The sequence below is a fragment of the Lelliottia sp. JS-SCA-14 genome (genome assembly GCF_035593345.1).
In the GTDB taxonomy this organism is placed as follows: Bacteria; Pseudomonadota; Gammaproteobacteria; order Enterobacterales; family Enterobacteriaceae; genus Enterobacter; species Enterobacter wanjuensis.
The window spans coordinates 3280014-3296746 of sequence record NZ_CP141606.1 but is presented as its reverse complement, the minus strand read 5'-3'; the positions used below and the strand labels follow the sequence as shown (position 1 = coordinate 3296746).

The window sequence follows — 16733 nt, the reverse complement described above, 5'->3', positions numbered from 1 at the left end:
CAATCACTCTCTATTATTTATACTGTGTCTCAATATTGATACCGGACAATTTCATGTCAGTAAGTTCTTTTAACCGACGCTGGGCGGCGGTGATCCTTGAAGCCCTGACTCGCCATGGCGTCAGGCATGTGTGTATTGCGCCGGGCTCACGTTCTACGCCGCTGACGCTGGCGGCGGCAGAAAACCGGGCGTTTATTCATCACACCCATTTTGATGAGCGCGGTCTTGGCCATCTGGCCCTTGGGCTGGCAAAAGTCAGCCAGGCACCCGTGGCGGTGATTGTGACGTCCGGTACGGCGGTCGCGAATCTCTATCCGGCCCTGATTGAAGCCGGGCTGACGGGCGAAAAGCTGATTCTGCTCACCGCCGACCGTCCGCCGGAACTGATCGACTGCGGCGCCAACCAGGCGATCCGTCAGCCGGGCATTTTTGCCTCTCATCCGTCCCAGTCCATCGCGCTTCCGCGTCCGACACAAGATATCCCCGCCAGCTGGCTGGTCTCGACGATTGATCATGCGCTGGGATCGCTGCACAGCGGTGCGCTGCACATCAACTGCCCGTTCGCCGAACCGCTGTATGGTGAAATGGACGACACCGGCGTGGAGTGGCAGCAAACCCTCGGCAACTGGTGGCGCAGCGACAAACCCTGGCTGCGCGCCCAGACCCATCTCGACAGCGCAAAACAGCGCGACTGGTTCTTCTGGCGACAAAAGCGCGGCGTGGTCCTTGCCGGCCGCATGACCGCCGCCGAGGGCAAACGGGTGGCGGAGTGGGCGCAAACCCTCGGCTGGCCGCTGATTGGCGACGTGCTTTCGCAAACCGGACAGCCGCTGCCCTGCGCGGACCTCTGGCTGAGTAACGCCAAAGCCGTGACAGAACTGTCGCAGGCACAAATCGTGGTCCAGCTGGGATCGAGCCTCACGGGTAAGCGCGTATTGCAATGGCAAACCACCTGCGAGCCGGAAGAGTACTGGCTGGTGGACCCGCTGGAAGGACGGCTGGATCCGGCGCACCATCGCGGACGTCGTCTGGTCAGTAACATCGATGACTGGCTGGATGCCCATCCGGCAGAAAAACGTCAGCCGTGGGCGATGGATATCCCGACGCTGTCGCGCCAGGCCTGGGAGTTAACCTCGCAGCAGTGCGAAGGTTTTGGCGAGGCCGAGCTGGCGCACCGCATCCGTCAGTATCTGCCGGAGCAGGGCCAGCTGTTTGTCGGCAACAGTCTGGTGGTGCGTCTGATTGATGCCCTGGCAAAACTGCCTGCCGGTTACCCGGTCTACAGCAACCGTGGCGCAAGCGGCATCGACGGTTTGATCTCCACCGCGGCGGGCGTGCAGCGCGCGAGCGCAAAATCGACGCTGGCGATTGTCGGGGATTTATCGGCCCTGTATGACCTCAACGCGCTGGCATTGCTGCGCCAGGTCTCCGCACCGTTCGTGCTGATTGTGGTGAACAATAACGGCGGGCAGATTTTCTCCCTGCTGCCGACGCCGCAAAGCGAGCGCGAGCGATTCTATCTCATGCCGCAAAACGTGCAGTTCGAGCACGCCGCGGCGATGTTTAGCCTCAAATACCGCCGCCCGCAAAGCTGGGCTGAGCTGGATGAGGCCATGAGCCGCGCCTGGAAACAGCCGGGCGCCACGCTGATTGAGCTGGTGGTCAACGATTCCGACGGCGCGCAGAAGCTGCAAAACCTCCTCGCCCAGGTGAGCCATCTATGATCCTCGCCGGTGAAATGCGCGCCGGAAAACCAGGCCTCCCCTGGCTGGTGTTCCTGCACGGTTTTTCCGGCGATAACCGCGAATGGCAGAGGGTAGGGGCGCAGCTGCCCGACTACCTGCAGCTGTATCTCGATCTTCCCGGCCACGGCGGTTCACAGGCTATTGCCGTGACGGGTTTCAGCGACGTCAACCAGCTTCTGAGTAATACGCTTCTTAGTTACAACATACTTAACTACTGGCTGGTGGGGTACTCCCTCGGCGGCCGCGTGGCGATGTTTCATGCCTGCCAGCAGCCGCAAGGGCTGGCGGGGCTGATCGTGGAGGGCGGTCATCCTGGCCTGCGCGACGCCTCAGAGCGAGAGGCGCGATCCCGGTCCGATCAACGCTGGGCGCGATGCTTTCGCGATGAACCCCTGGCGTCAGTCTTCCAGGAGTGGTATCAGCAGCCGGTCTTTGCCTCTCTGACCGACGCCCAGCGCGGCGAACTGGTTGCCCTGCGCAGCCAAAACAACGGCGCGACCCTGGCGGCCATGCTGGAAGCCACCTCTCTGGCGGTACAGCCTGATTTACGTGCGGCGCTCAGCGCCAGCAATATTCCTTTTCACTATGTGTATGGCGAGCGCGACGAGAAGTTTGCAGCCCTCGCGGCTGAACTTCACGCCGAACGCCATGTGATTCCCAATGCCGGACACAACGCCCACCGGGACAATCCCGCTGCGGTTGCCGCGAGTCTGGCGCAGATACTGCGTCTTCGAACAAAGGACATCCTATGATCTACCCTGATGAACAAATGCTGTATGCACCCGTTGAATGGCAAGACTGCTCCGAAGGCTACACGGATATTCGTTACCACAAATCTGTCGACGGCATTGCCAAAATCACCATTAACCGTCCGCAGGTGCGTAACGCGTTTCGTCCTCTGACCGTCAAAGAGATGATGCAGGCGATGGCTGATGCGCGCTACGACGACAACATCGGCGCGATCGTGCTGACCGGGGAAGGCGACAAAGCCTTCTGCGCGGGCGGCGATCAGAAAGTACGCGGCGACTACGGCGGATACCAGGACGACTCCGGTGTGCATCACCTGAACGTGCTCGACTTCCAGCGCCAGATCCGCACCTGTCCAAAACCTGTTGTCGCAATGGTCGCTGGCTACTCCATCGGCGGCGGCCACGTGCTGCACATGATGTGTGACCTGACGATTGCCGCTGAAAACGCCATCTTCGGCCAGACCGGCCCGAAAGTCGGCTCCTTCGACGGCGGCTGGGGGGCCTCCTACATGGCGCGCATCGTGGGTCAGAAAAAAGCGCGTGAAATCTGGTTCCTGTGCCGTCAGTACGACGCTAAAGAGGCGCTGGATATGGGCCTCGTCAACACCGTGGTGCCGATTGCCGATCTGGAAAAAGAGACCGTCCGCTGGTGTCGCGAAATGCTGCAAAACAGCCCGATGGCGCTGCGCTGCCTGAAAGCCGCGCTGAACGCCGACTGCGACGGTCAGGCCGGCCTGCAGGAGCTGGCGGGTAACGCCACCATGCTGTTCTACATGACCGAAGAAGGGCAGGAAGGCCGCAACGCGTTTAACGAAAAACGCCAGCCGGACTTCAGCAAATACAAACGGAACCCGTAATGCGTCGCGCGCAGGTTTACCGCTGGCAGATACCGATGGACGCGGGCGTGGTGCTGCGTGAACGGCGGTTAAAAACCCGTGACGGTCTGTTCGTCCATTTGCAGCAGGGCGAAAAGCAGGGCTGGGGCGAAGTCTCGCCGCTGCCAGGCTTTAGCCTCGAATCGCTGGACGACGCCCAGGCGGCGCTGCTGAGCTGGGTTAACGCCTGGCGCGACGGCGCTTCTCCGGCGCTGCCGGATGTGCCTTCTGCTGCCTTCGGGATTAGCTGCGCGCTCGCCGAACTGGATGGCACGCTGCCGGAGGCGGCGGATTATCGCGCCGCGCCGCTCTGTTCCGGCGATCCGGACGAGCTGTTTGTGGCGCTTGCCGCCATGCCGGGCGAGAAAGTCGCTAAGGTCAAAGTGGGCCTGTACGAAGCGGTACGCGACGGCATGGTCGTTAATCTGCTGCTCGAGGCGATCCCGGATTTGCGTCTGCGTCTGGACGCCAACCGCGCCTGGACGCCGCTCAAAGCGCAGCAGTTCGCGAAGTATGTCAATCCGGTTTACCGCAACCGCATCGCGTTTATGGAAGAGCCGTGCAAAACCCGTGACGACTCGCGCGCCTTTGCACAGGAGACGGGGATTGCCATTGCCTGGGATGAAAGCCTGCGCGAGGCGGATTTCGAGTTTATCGCCGAGCCGGGTGTGAGCGCGGTGGTGATCAAACCGACGCTCACAGGCAGTCTGGATAAGGTGCGCGAGCAGGTCGCGGCGGCCCACGCGCTGGGTTTGACCGCGGTAATCAGCTCCTCCATCGAGTCGAGCCTCGGCCTGACCCAACTGGCGCGGATTGCCGCGTGGCTGACCCCGAACACCATTCCGGGGCTGGACACGCTCAATTTGATGCAGGCCCAGCTCGTGCGTCGCTGGCCGGACAATGCGCTCCCGCTGGTGGACGTTGAGGCGCTGGAGCCGCTGCTATGAGCTTTACCGACTGGCCGTGGCGACACTGGTGTCAGCAGCAGGCCGACAAACCGGCCCTGCGCCTGAACAGTGAAATCCTGACCTGGCATCAGCTGTGTCAGCGCGTCGATGCCCAGGCCAGCAGCTTCCAGCAGCAGGGCGTGCAGGACGGCGACGGCGTGATGCTGATGGCGCAAAACCACCCTGATACGCTGCTCGCCTGGCTGGCGCTGCTGCAATGCGGCGCGCGAATCTTACCCGTTAACCCTCAGCTTCCGCGCCCGCTGCTGGACGTGTTAATTCCGCAGATGACCCTGCGCTTTACCCTGCTGCTGGACGGCGATTTCGATGGATTGCCGCGGCTTGCGATGCGCGAATCCACAGGACGCCACGCGGCCCCATGGCAGCCAGAGCGACTGGCGTCGATGACGCTGACCTCTGGCTCCACTGGCCTGCCAAAAGCGGCGGTACACACCTGTGAGGCCCATCTTGCCAGTGCGCAGGGCGTGCTCTCCCTGATGCCCTATGGCGACGACGATGACTGGCTGCTTTCGCTCCCGCTGTTTCACGTCTCCGGGCAGGGGATTCTCTGGCGCTGGCTGTTGGCCGGTGCCCGTTTAACCGTGCGTGAAAAACAGCCGCTGGAGCAGATGCTGCAGGGCTGCACGCATGCGTCGCTGGTCCCGACGCAGCTCTGGCGTCTGCTGAATAACCACGACCCCGTCGCCCTCAAAGCGGTGCTGCTGGGCGGCGCGGCGATCCCCGTTGAGCTAACTCTCAAGGCGCAAGAGCAGGGCATCAGAAGCTGGTGTGGCTACGGCCTGACGGAGTTTGCCTCCACAGTTTGTGCGAAAGAGGCCGACGGTCAACCTGACGTGGGATATGCGCTGCCGGGCCGTGAAGTTCGCATTGTTGACGGCGAGGTCTGGCTGAAAGCGAAATCGATGGCCAGCGGCTACTGGCGCGACGGCGGTTTAGCGCCGCTTGCCAATGCGCAGGGCTGGTTCGCCACCCGCGATCGTGGGGAGCTGCACGATGGCCGTCTGACGATTGTTGGACGCATGGATAATCTGTTTTTCAGCGGCGGCGAGGGCATTCAGCCGGAAGAGCTGGAGCGCGTAATTAGCGCACATCCGCTGATTCATCAGGTGTTTGTCGTGCCGCTGGATGACGCCGAGTTCGGTCAGCGCCCGGTGGCGGTAGTCGAGTGCGCCGAAAACGCCGATATCGGCGAGTTTCCCGAGTGGGTCAGCGACAAGCTGGCGCGGTTCCAGCAGCCACGACACTGGCTGGTGCTGCCCGCGGAGCTGAAAAGCGGTGGGATCAAAATTTCCCGTCGGGCATTACAGCAGTGGGTTAATGCTTTTCTGAAAGGCTAGTCCGTTAATTGACCTAAACACTGCTTGCAAAAAAGCCGGAAAGTTTCAAATCGTTACAAACTAAACGTCATACGCACTGATAGCGCATTGATCCCAGGCCCGCACGGGTTAAAATCGCGCGGTTTTGGGATATCTATTCAATGAGTGCGGGATCACGACAATGAAAAAAGTGGCATTACTGGGCCTGAGCGGCCTGATGTTTGTATCTGCAGCGGCAAACGCAATTTCTTTCAGCGGCCAGGCGGGTAAAGATTACACCCACCTTGGTTTTGGCATGGGCACGGAGACCTCTGGCCTGGCGATGACCGGCGGCTGGACGCATAACGATGACGACGGCGATGCGGCAAGCCTCGGCCTGGGTCTGAACATTCCGCTGGGACCCTTCCTGGCGACCGTGGGCGGGAAAGGGATCTACACCAACCCGAACGACGGCAGCGAAGGCTACGCGGCGGCAGTGGGCGGCGGTTTACAGTGGAAAATCGGCGACAGCTTCGGCCTGTTTGGCGAGTACTACTACTCTCCGGATTCCCTCTCCAGCGGTATCGACAGCTATGAAGAAGCCAACGCCGGTGCGCGCTGGACCATCATGCGTCCAATCACTATCGAAGCGGGCTACCGCTACCTGAACCTCGCCGGTAAAGACGGCAACCGCGACAACGCGCTGGCCGACGGCCCGTACGTTGGTGTGAGCGCAGGTTTCTGATTTTCGGGTGCGGCGTCCTGCCGCACCTGTTTCTTTCTTCCCCCCACATCGGTTTGCGCTATAGTGTTTCCACTCAATACGTGGGAGAACACGATGATAAGCGTGGAAATGTTGTCCACTGGCGATGAAGTGCTGCACGGACAAATTACCGATACCAATGCGGCCTGGCTGGCCAATTTTTTCTTTGAGCAGGGATTACCCTTAACGCGCCGCAATACCGTCGGCGATAGCCTCGAGTCATTAGTCAACGTGCTGCGCGAGCGCAGCGAGCATGCGGATGTGCTGATTGTGAACGGCGGCCTCGGGCCGACCAGCGACGATCTCAGCGCGCTGGCCGCCGCCACGGCAAAAGGTGAAGGGCTGGTGCTGCACGAAGCCTGGCTGACACAGATGGAGCGCTTCTTTTCCGATCGTGGTCGGGTGATGGCCCCCAGCAACCGCAAGCAGGCGGAAATCCCCGCCAGCGCTGAATTTATCAACAACCCGGTTGGCACGGCCTGCGGGTTTGCCGTCAAGCTGAACCGCTGCCTGATGTTCTTCACCCCCGGTGTTCCCTCTGAATTTAAAGTTATGGTCGAGCAGGAGATCATGCCGCGCCTGCGCGAGCGATTCACGCTGCCCGAGCCGCCGATTTGCCTGCGTCTCACCACTTTTGGCCGCTCGGAAAGCGATCTGGCGCAAAGCCTGGATCCCCTCGAACTGCCGGAAGGGGTGTCGATGGGCTATCGCTCCTCAATGCCGATTATCGAACTGAAACTCACCGGCCCGGCGACACAAAAAGCGGCGATGCTGGCGGCATGGCCGGAAGTGCAGCGCGTGGCGGGTGAAAACCTGATCTTCGAAGGCACCGAAGGATTACCGGCGCAAATCGCCCGCCATCTGCAGGAGCGTCAGCTGAGCCTGACCTTAAGCGAGCAGTTCACCGGTGGTTTGCTGGCGCTGCAGCTCTCGCGGGCCAACGCCGCGCTGCTGGCGAGCGAAGTGGTGCCGTCTCAGGAAGAGACTCTGGCGCAAACCGCCCACTGGACGGCCGATCGTCGGGTGAATCATTTCGCCGGGCTGGCGCTGGCGGTGACGGGTCTGGAAGACGATCATCTCAACTTTGCCCTCGCCACGCCGCAGGGCACCCATGCTCTGCGGGTGAAAATGAGTGCCACGCGCTACAGCCTGCCGGTGCGTCAGGAAGTGTGCGCGATGATGGCCCTGAACATGCTGCGCCGCTGGCTTAATGGGAAAGATGTTGCGAGCGATCATGGCTGGATTGATGTGGTGGATACGCTGTTTATTGAGTGATGCTTACGGGGCTAAGCGCCTCAGTATCGGACAGTTAAGCATCAGAGGTTGTTCCGTTCACTTTATGTTCAGCAGAATATAATGGCTTCACAACTTGTGAACGTGCAAAGGGGGCTGCGCGGCCCCCTTTGCAATCCCCGCGCCCCGCCATGAAATCGGTGCTTCGCACTGCGCTCACCTCCCGGCCATCTGCCTGCGGTCGGCTCGACTCGTGATTACTCGTCCCATCCATGGGACTCGCCCCTACGGGGCCAGCGCAAGCGCTGTTCAAAATTGCTCCCGGCAATTTTGTCCTGTCTCGTTTCGCCTCTGGCCGCCATCCCTGGCGTCCAGCCCTTGTCATCCGGCCTCCGGTTCGCCGATTTCTGCGGGGACCCACACCGGTGCCACATGTAGACAGCTGTGAAGGTTGAGGGAGCGGCGGCGAGCGCCCTTTACACGTTCACCGCAAAGAGACGGACGATGAAGTGAACGGAACGATTCCACTACTGTTATAAAGGACTCCCGTCACTGCAATGCTTTCGCCAGCAGCGAAATCGGGTGCTCGCAGCGCTTGCTGGTGGACATCTCAATCTGCCATTTACAGGTCTCGCAGTCGGTCACCACCAGATCCGCGCCACTCTCCTCAATCTGCTGGAACAGCGGCGCACCGATCGCCTGTGAGGTCGGGTAGTTTTCGCTCTTAAATCCGTAGGTTCCCGCAATCCCGCAGCAGCGCGAATCCAGCACCGTCAGCTCTAGCCCCGGAATCAGCCGCAGCAGCTCCAGCGTATAGATCGCCCAGCCCATTTTCTCCATATGACACGGCGTGTGATACACCACTTTTAGCGGCAACGGCTTAAGCGGCAGCGTCTGCCCGCTATCGAGTTTGCGCCAGATAAAGCGCGTCGCCAGCTCGATGTGCTCGCGCAGGCCGCTGTTATCGACATCCAGCAGATGCGGATATTCATCGCGCAGGGTGAAGGTGCAGGTAGACGAAGTGGCAAGCACCGGAATGCCTTTGTCGACAATTGCTTCGCGCAGGGAAGTCACGTTATGCCGGGCCTGTTTGCGCGCTTTGTCGGTAAAGCCGTTGGCAATCAGCGGCACGCCGCAGCACTTCTCTTTGTTCAGCAACTGCACGCCGGTGCCCATCGCATTCAGTACGCTGACCAGATCTTTGCCCAGCTGCGGGTGGTTATAGTTCACGTAACAGCCGTGGAAAAACGCGGCCTGGTCGGCGTATTGCGCCTGTTCAGCGGCGACAGATTGATACCAGCGGCGGAAGGTGCCGTGGGAGTATTTCGGCAGGCTGCGGTGATGATCGATTTTAAGCGCCACGTCGAGCAGCTTGCGCACCGGTTTCAGGGCGGTGGCCGCATTGACCAGCGGGGCGAACGGGGTAGAGACGCTGCCCATCAGATCCGTGTGGCTCAGAATCGCATCCCGCAGGGTCGGTTTTTGCGTGCTGTACTGCGCCCGTGCGCGCTGAATGATATCGCCGATTTTGACGTCAGACGGGCAGGCGACCTCGCAGCGCTTACAGTTGATGCAGTATTTGAGCGCCTCATCGTACAGGGCGCCATCTTTCAGGCGCAGACGCTCGCCGTCCGGCCCGGCCTGTTTCGGACCGGGATAGCGAGGGTTCACGCTGCTGACCGGGCAGACGGTGGTGCAGAGGGTGCATTTGATGCAGCTTTCAAAACGGGTATCGTTCATGGGTGTTCTCCCGCACGCTGGCAAATCTGTTCGGCTACCGCCAGCGCGGTAATGGCGCACACACCGCCGCCGCAGCCCTGGGCTATCGGGTCAAAACCGCCGAGCACCGAACCTATGGCGTAAAGATTGTCGACGGCGACGCCGGAAAGCTGCGGACGCAGGCAGTCGTCGGTAATGACCCCGAACTGCTGCCACGGTTGTGGGGTAAAGAAATCGCTCTGATACCAGTCGGCGCGCGAGGCGCTCTGGCGTACGTCGAGGCCCATTACCGCCTCGCGAATGCCTTCGCGGGTGCTGAGCAGGCCGTTGCTGAAGAAGCTCCCGCTCGCCAGCACCACGAAACGGGCGCGCAGCGGGATATCGTCGTGGTTGCGCGTCCAGACTGCGGTGGCTTTGCCTTCCTCCAGCGACACTTTTTTGACCTCATCGCCCGCCATCCACACACCGCCCTGGGCGACAAACTGACGCTGGAGCTGATTATGGAGACGAATTCCCGGTACGGAAGGGGGAAGCGTAGGCAGGAGATGCAGCGGGCAGGGGAGGCGGTCGGAGAGCCAGCGCCATAGACGGTTATCCGTCAGCCCAAAGCAGGCGGGCATGTACAGCGCGTCGACGTCCTGCGCCAGCGGTTTTAAAGCGTCGTAAAGCGTCGTCCAGTGAACGTCGTTATCCAGCAGACGGGCGATATTCACCGCGCGAAACTCACTGGCGTTGTCGCGCAGGACATCCAGCTCCGGCAGCTCAATTTCGACGGTGTCCGCCTCGATCCCCTGATGACGCAGCGAGGCGGCGGCGAGGTGGGCCTGAAAATCAAGAAAGCCGCTAATGCCGACGACGCGAACGCGCTGGGTTTGCGCGGGGGCGACAGGCACCTCTTCCGGGCTGAGCCACGCGCTACGCAGGGTGCCCAGCGGCGTGACGCGCTGATGGTTTTGCCCGGCGTTGCCCTTTAAGCGCGTGCCGCACGCCGCGAGCAGCGCTTCGGTTTCCAGTGCCAGACGGGAAATATTGTCGATGCCCACCCGACGATAAGGGTGTTCTGGCGGCAGGGCCTGCGGGTTTTCCAGCGCCGTCAGCGGATTCTGAACGGGTGACCCGTCGGCCATCGCGCCGAGCAGGTCCAGCGAGCCGGACGAAAAATGCAGCGCACTTTGACCGCGCGTGATGATGGCGCAGCGCTGGCCGCGTTGCGTCAGCTTCAGACCGCACATCAGCCCGGCCAGACCGCCGCCGATAATCACCGTATCAAACTTCATCGTGCTGCTCCTTTTCCAGTCCGCACAGACCCTGATAGACCCAGCGGGTAAATTCGCTTTCGCGCAGCGCGTCGCCCCAGGCGATAGGCTGCACCCCTTTCCAGCGCTCGTTGAGGAACTCGCTGAGCTGCGTCAGTGATTGCGCTGAGGTGGTCACGTTAAACCGTTGCAGAAGACCTGCCGCGCGGCAGGCGCACAGCTCGCCCTGACAGGTGCCCATCCCCACTCGGGTGCGGCGACGCAAATCGAGCAGATTATTGACCGTCAGGTTTTCGACCGCGTACTGCACTTCCCCCGCCGTGACGGCTTCGCATTCACACACCAGGCTGCGGCTGAGACGTCCTTGCCCAAGCCAGACGGGCGTGCGATCCCCGTGACGGTAAATGGCTGAACCGCGCAGCGGTGCGGGCAGGGAGATGATTTTTTGTAGCGTTTTTTCGGTCGGCTCCTGCGAACCGGGCAGCGGACGTTCCGCGGTGGTGCAGGGCTGCGTATTGCCCAGCTTGCGGCACACGGCGTCCGTCGCCCACTGGGCCATCAGACGGTAGGTCATCAGCTTGCCACCGGTGATGGTGATAAAGCCTTCCAGCCCGTCGCGCGCGGCGTGATCCAGCAAAACAATCCCGCGGCTGACGTTGCGTCCGCTCGGGTCGTCATCGCTGGCGACCAGCGGACGCACACCGGCATAGGCGCGCAGAATGCGGGTTTGCGCCATGATCGGGGCCAGTTTTTCCCCCTCGCGCAGCAGGATATCCACCTCTTCGGCGGTGACGCGGTTGCTGTCGATGTCGTTGTAATCAATGTGCGTGGAGGTGGTGCCAATCAGAGAGATGGTATCGCCGGGCACCAGGATGTCGGCGTCAGACGGTTTGCGACAGCGGTTGATGACGTGATTGTTGATGCGATGATCGAGGATCAACAGCGAGCCTTTGGCCGGGAACATGCGAATGGAGAGATCCGCATATTCGGCAATGCGTTGGCCCCAGATCCCCGCCGCGTTCACCACCACGCTGGCGTACAACGCGCTGTGTTCCCCGTAGAGATGGTCGTAGACGCGCACGCCCCGCACTCTGTCGCCTTCGCGGATCAGCCCCGTCACTTCGTGGGCGGTCAGAACGGTCGCGCCGTGCTCACGGGCGTCGAGCATGTTGGCCGCCGTCAGACGGAAGGGGTCGACGGTGCCGTCGGGAACTTTCACCGCGCCCAGCAGCGCAGGGTTTACCGCCGGTTCGATGCGTCGGGCAAGCTGAGGATCGATTGCTTCGGCGGAAATCCCGGCCTCCGTGCAGGCGGTAATAAAGGTTTGCTGAAAGGCGAGATCGTCTTCGGGCAGGGTGATAAACAGGCCGCTGGTCGGCTCAATGCAGTGGCGGGCGATGCGTTTGAGGATCTGATTTTCGGCAATGCACTCGCGCGCGGATTCGTTATCGGTGACGGCGTAGCGCGCGCCGCTGTGGAGCAGGCCGTGGTTACGCCCGGTTGCACCGGTGGCAATGTCATGACGCTCGAGGAGCGTCACGCTCAAGCCTCGCAGGGCGCAGTCCCGCGCCATTCCGGCGCCCGTTGCGCCGCCGCCAATGATAATCACATCGCTGTAACGAGGATCGCGGATTGTCATTGTCTTCCCTCATGTTCGTTTTTTTACCATTTAGCCACATCAAAAATGGGGTTTGTTTGATTTCGAACATAATCGAGCATAATACGAAAATGAAACGTGATTCCGTGCGCCTTTTTGCGCACTGTGTCATATTTCTGTAACAATTCGTGCGTTGATTCACAGTAACAATCGTTGTGATTATTTAACATCCCCGCCTCTCTGGAGCCGGGGTGATGTATAACGCCCGGCAATTCAATACATGGCCACGGAGGCTGTTATGCTCAGTATCTTCAAACCTGCCCCGCATCGGGCGCGTCTGCCAGAAGCAGAAGTCGACCCGCTCTATCGCCGCCTGCGCTGGCAAATCTTCCTCGGGATTTTCTTTGGCTATGCCGCCTACTACCTGGTGCGTAAAAACTTCGCGCTGGCGATGCCGTACCTGGTCGAGCAGGGTTTTTCACGCGGTGACTTAGGTTTTGCCCTGTCCGGCATTTCCATCGCCTATGGTTTTTCTAAATTCATTATGGGATCCGTCTCGGATCGCTCTAACCCGCGCGTCTTCTTACCGGCGGGGCTGATCCTCGCGGCGGCGGTGATGCTGTTTATGGGCTTTGTGCCCTGGGCGACGTCGAGCATCGCGGTGATGTTTGTTCTGCTGTTTGTCTGCGGCTGGTTCCAGGGGATGGGATGGCCGCCGTGCGGACGCACCATGGTTCACTGGTGGTCGCAGAAAGAGCGCGGCGGGATTGTGTCGGTGTGGAACTGCGCCCATAACGTCGGCGGCGGTATTCCACCGCTGCTGTTCCTGCTGGGAATGGCGTGGTTTAACGACTGGAAAGCGGCGCTGTACATGCCGGCGTTCGGCGCGATTCTGGTGGCGATGATTGCCTTCGCCCTGATGCGCGACACGCCGCAGTCCTGCGGTCTGCCGCCGATTGAAGAGTATAAAAACGACTATCCGGATGACTACAGCGAGCAGCATGAAGAGGAGCTGACGGCGAAGCAGATCTTCATGAAATACGTCCTGCCAAACAAACTGCTGTGGTATATCGCGGTGGCGAACGTGTTTGTCTATCTGCTGCGCTACGGCATCCTCGACTGGTCGCCGACCTACCTGAAAGAGGTGAAGCATTTCGCGCTGGATAAGTCCTCGTGGGCCTATTTCCTGTATGAATACGCCGGGATCCCGGGGACGCTGATTTGCGGCTGGATGTCGGACAAAGTGTTCAAAGGCAACCGTGGCGCAACGGGCGTGTTCTTTATGACTCTGGTGACCATCGCGACGGTCGTTTACTGGCTCAACCCTCCGGGTAATCCAGGCGTGGATATGGCCTGTATGATCGTGATTGGCTTCCTGATTTACGGCCCGGTGATGCTGATCGGTCTGCATGCTCTGGAGCTGGCACCGAAGAAAGCCGCAGGAACCGCCGCGGGCTTTACCGGTCTGTTTGGCTATCTCGGCGGGTCGGTCGCGGCCAGCGCCATTGTTGGCTACACGGTCGATTTCTTCGGCTGGGACGGTGGCTTTATGGTGATGATTGGCGGCAGCGTGATGGCGGTGTTGCTGTTGATCGTGGTGATGATTGGCGAGAAGCGTCATCATGCCGAGATGATGCAGAAACGCGGATAAAAAAATGCCCGCGAATGGACTGCACCCCAAAAGTTGGACACCCAACTGAGTAAGGTGCAGTTTTTTATGGCAAAGCCAAAATATTCCCTCGAAACCAGATTAGCTGTAGTCAATCACTACCTTGCCGGAAAAGATGGAACACATCGTACCGCTGAACGTTTTGGGGTTGAAAGAACATCAGTGCGACGCTGGGTAAGAGCCTGGCAACTCCACGGTATTGATGGCATTACCTGGAAAAATGACCGCCATTCTCCGGCGTTCCGGATTGCTGTCGTACGCACTGTTCTCGCTGAAGAACTTTCGATGCGCGAAGCTGCCGCACGGTTTAATATCTCCACTGAAACCGTTGTCCGGCACTGGGTGAATGTCTACAAAGACGCAGGTGAAAAAGGACTTCTGAGCATAAAACCTGGCCGGAGCAAGGACATGACAAAACCCAAAAAAACACCTCCACTTACCGATGCTGCGCTGGAAAAGTTATCTCCTGAAGAGTTGCGGGCTGAACTTCGTTACCTGCGCGCAGAGAATGCCTACCTAAAAAAGCTGAAGGCCTTAGTTCAAAGCGAGAAAAACGGCAGAAAGCCGTAATAATCAGTGAGCTAAGGCTGGAGTATGCGCTCAGTGATCTTTTGCGTGCGGCGGACATGTCCCGCAGTACGTGGTATCACAATATAAATGCGCTGAAGCGAATGGACAGGCATGCCGGGCTGAAAGACAAAATCAGAGAGATTTACCACTATCACAAAGGGCGTTATGGCTACCGCAGGATCACGCTCTCATTGAGAAAACTAGGGTTGCTGGTAAACCATAAAACAGTGCAGCGGCTGATGGCAGAGCTGTCGCTCCGCTCTCTGATAAGGGTGAAGAAATATCGTGCCTGGAAAGGTGAGGTGGGCAAGGCTGCACCCAATATCCTGGGCCGGAACTTCGGTGCATCGAAAGCCAATGAAAAATGGGTCACGGATGTTACCGAGTTCTCGGTGCAGGGTAAAAAGCTGTACCTGTCGCCGGTTCTCGATCTGTTTAACCGGGAGATTATCTCATACAGCCTGTCGGAAAGGCCGGTGATGGAGATGGTTAATACGATGCTGCATGATGCATTCTCAGTGCTCGAACCGGAGGATGCACCGTTGCTGCACACGGATCAGGGCTGGCAATATCGAATGGCAGGTTATCAGGCAAAGTTAAAGGCGAAGGGTATGACACAAAGCATGTCGCGCAAGGGAAACTGCCTGGATAACGCGGTAATGGAGAACTTCTTCGGCACACTGAAATCGGAGTGTTTTTACCTGAACAGGTTCAGCAATCTGAATGAACTGAGGAAGGCGATAGAGGACTATATCCATTACTATAACAACGAGCGGATCAGTCTGAAATTAAAAGGTCTGAGTCCGGTAGAATACCGAACCCAGACCCCGATAGCCGCTTAACATGAACTGTCCAACTTTATGGGGTCAGTCCAGAAAGCGGGCATTACATTTCGATTTCGATATCGCCTTTTGCCCGGCAGCAGCAGGGCAAAATTTCCCCTTCGTGGATAAATGCCAGCGGCTCCGTGAGCCAGTCAACCTGGCCTGCCACTAAACGACAGCGGCAGGAGCCACAGTAACCGGCGCGACACTGGTATTCGACCTCAACCTGATGCGACTCGAGCGCCACCAGCAGGGAAGGGTGCTCTTCGCGGCACAGCACTTCTGTGCCGGAAAGGCTTAGCGTGACGCGGCTCATCAGAGCTGGAAATCGCTCAGGTCGTCAGTGTTCACTTCGGAATCAATCTGACCGACCAGGTACGAACTCACTTCCACTTCCTGCGGCGCAACCTGTACGTTATCGGACACCAGCCAGGTGTTGATCCACGGAATCGGGTTAGAACGCGTTTTGAACGGCAGCTCAAGACCCACCGCCTGCATGCGGATGTTAGTGATGTACTCCACGTACTGGCACAGAATGTCTTTGTTCAGACCGATCATCGAACCGTCGCGGAACAGGTAATCTGCCCACTCTTTCTCCTGCTGCGCGGCCAGCACAAACAAGTCGTAGCACTCTTGTTTGCACTCTTCGGCGATTTCAGCCATCTCCGGATCGTCCACGCCGCTGCGCAGCAGGTTCAGCATATGCTGAGTACCGGTCAGATGCAGGGCTTCGTCACGGGCGATCAGACGGATGATTTTGGCGTTACCTTCCATCAGCTTACGCTCGGCGAAGGCAAACGAGCAGGCAAAGCTGACGTAGAAGCGGATCGCTTCCAGCGCGTTGACGCTCATCAGGCACAGGTACAGCTGTTTTTTCAGGGCGCGCAAATTCACGGTGACGGTTTTGCCGTTCACGTTGTGCGTGCCTTCGCCCAGCAGATGCCAGTAGCTGGTCATTTCGATCAGCTCGTCGTAGTAGTGGGCGATGCCCTCGGCGCGTTTCTGGATCTGCTCGTTGGTGACGATATCGTCAAACACCACCGCCGGATCGTTGACGATGTTGCGGATGATGTGGGTGTAGGAGCGCGAGTGGATCGTCTCGGAGAACGCCCAGGTTTCAACCCAGGTTTCCAGCTCCGGGATGGAGATCAGCGGCAGCAGCGCCACGTTCGGGCTACGACCCTGAATGGAGTCCAGCAGCGTCTGGTATTTCAGGTTGCTGAGGAAGATGTGCTTTTCATGGTCCGGCAGCGCCTGGAAGTCGATACGATCGCGGGAAACATCCACTTCTTCCGGACGCCAGAAGAAGGAGAGTTGCTTTTCGATCAGCTTTTCGAAGATGTCATATTTTTGCTGATCGTAGCGTGCCACGTTGACCGGCTGGCCGAAGAACATCGGCTCTTTGAGCTGGTCGTTTTTCGTCTGTGAAAAGGTGGTATATGCCATTAATGTGGGTCCTGTAGGAGTGTA

Annotated in this window: 14 protein-coding genes; 9 read left to right on the top strand and 5 right to left on the bottom strand. The window is 59.4% G+C overall.

Features of this window, described 5'->3' with window-relative positions:
- The first annotated feature begins 53 nt into the window (after positions 1-53).
- The 7 genes from menD (at position 54) to U9O48_RS15330 (ending at position 7670) form a co-directional block, all read left to right on the top strand.
- The gene (menD, locus tag U9O48_RS15360) at positions 54-1724 is read left to right on the top strand and encodes a 2-succinyl-5-enolpyruvyl-6-hydroxy-3-cyclohexene-1-carboxylic-acid synthase (RefSeq protein ID WP_324722765.1); all 1671 of its coding nucleotides are present in this window, start codon (positions 54-56) and stop codon (positions 1722-1724) included.
- Positions 1721-2497, top strand: a complete 777-nt coding sequence (menH, locus tag U9O48_RS15355) for a 2-succinyl-6-hydroxy-2,4-cyclohexadiene-1-carboxylate synthase (RefSeq protein WP_324722764.1) — start codon at positions 1721-1723, stop codon at positions 2495-2497. The genes menD and menH overlap by 4 nt, the downstream gene beginning before the upstream one ends.
- The gene (menB, locus tag U9O48_RS15350) at positions 2494-3351 is read left to right on the top strand and encodes a 1,4-dihydroxy-2-naphthoyl-CoA synthase (protein ID WP_324722763.1); all 858 of its coding nucleotides are present in this window, start codon (positions 2494-2496) and stop codon (positions 3349-3351) included. Before menH ends, menB begins: the two co-directional genes overlap by 4 nt.
- Positions 3351-4316 carry an o-succinylbenzoate synthase gene (menC, locus tag U9O48_RS15345; protein ID WP_324722762.1) on the top strand — a complete coding sequence of 322 codons (966 nt, stop codon included), beginning with the start codon at positions 3351-3353 and terminating at the stop codon, positions 4314-4316. Before menB ends, menC begins: the two co-directional genes overlap by 1 nt.
- The gene (gene menE / locus U9O48_RS15340; protein WP_324722761.1) at positions 4313-5674 is read left to right on the top strand and encodes an o-succinylbenzoate--CoA ligase; all 1362 of its coding nucleotides are present in this window, start codon (positions 4313-4315) and stop codon (positions 5672-5674) included. Before menC ends, menE begins: the two co-directional genes overlap by 4 nt.
- A 160-nt stretch (positions 5675-5834) precedes the next feature.
- Positions 5835-6377: a YfaZ family outer membrane protein gene (locus U9O48_RS15335; RefSeq protein ID WP_282493621.1), complete on the top strand. Its 543-nt coding sequence runs from the start codon at positions 5835-5837 to the stop codon at positions 6375-6377.
- A gap of 93 nt (positions 6378-6470) precedes the next feature.
- Positions 6471-7670, top strand: a complete 1200-nt coding sequence (locus U9O48_RS15330; RefSeq protein WP_285146763.1) for a nicotinamide mononucleotide deamidase-related protein YfaY — start codon at positions 6471-6473, stop codon at positions 7668-7670.
- A gap of 507 nt (positions 7671-8177) precedes the next feature.
- Here the strand turns inward: U9O48_RS15330 and glpC are convergent.
- The 3 genes from glpC to glpA are packed head-to-tail and all read right to left on the bottom strand — an operon-like array spanning position 8178 to position 12242.
- On the bottom strand, positions 8178-9368 hold the full coding sequence (glpC, locus tag U9O48_RS15325) for an anaerobic glycerol-3-phosphate dehydrogenase subunit GlpC (RefSeq protein WP_324722760.1): 1191 nt from the start codon (positions 9366-9368) through the stop codon (positions 8178-8180).
- Complete coding sequence (glpB, locus tag U9O48_RS15320) at positions 9365-10624, bottom strand: glycerol-3-phosphate dehydrogenase subunit GlpB (protein WP_324722759.1); 1260 nt, start codon at positions 10622-10624, stop codon at positions 9365-9367. Before glpB ends, glpC begins: the two co-directional genes overlap by 4 nt.
- Positions 10614-12242, bottom strand: coding sequence for an anaerobic glycerol-3-phosphate dehydrogenase subunit A (gene glpA / locus U9O48_RS15315; RefSeq protein ID WP_324722758.1), 1629 nt, complete (start codon positions 12240-12242; stop codon positions 10614-10616). The genes glpB and glpA overlap by 11 nt, the downstream gene beginning before the upstream one ends.
- 256 nt (positions 12243-12498) lie before the next feature.
- Here glpA and glpT point away from each other — a divergent pair, with 256 nt between their 5' ends.
- Positions 12499-13851 carry a glycerol-3-phosphate transporter gene (gene glpT / locus U9O48_RS15310; RefSeq protein ID WP_285146757.1) on the top strand — a complete coding sequence of 451 codons (1353 nt, stop codon included), beginning with the start codon at positions 12499-12501 and terminating at the stop codon, positions 13849-13851.
- Positions 13852-13917: 66 nt separating this feature from the next.
- Positions 13918-15281 (top strand): IS3 family transposase gene (locus U9O48_RS15305; RefSeq protein ID WP_324722757.1). Its coding sequence is split into 2 segments (ribosomal slippage): positions 13918-14395 and positions 14395-15281, totalling 1365 coding nucleotides; the frame shifts between segments, so codons are not numbered across the junction.
- A gap of 43 nt (positions 15282-15324) precedes the next feature.
- Here the strand turns inward: U9O48_RS15305 and yfaE are convergent.
- Together yfaE and nrdB are read right to left on the bottom strand one after the other, a co-directional pair.
- On the bottom strand, positions 15325-15579 hold the full coding sequence (gene yfaE / locus U9O48_RS15300) for a class I ribonucleotide reductase maintenance protein YfaE (RefSeq protein WP_282495147.1): 255 nt from the start codon (positions 15577-15579) through the stop codon (positions 15325-15327).
- The gene (gene nrdB / locus U9O48_RS15295; RefSeq protein ID WP_282495146.1) at positions 15579-16709 is read right to left on the bottom strand and encodes a class Ia ribonucleoside-diphosphate reductase subunit beta; all 1131 of its coding nucleotides are present in this window, start codon (positions 16707-16709) and stop codon (positions 15579-15581) included. Before nrdB ends, yfaE begins: the two co-directional genes overlap by 1 nt.
- Positions 16710-16733: the final 24 nt, after the last annotated feature.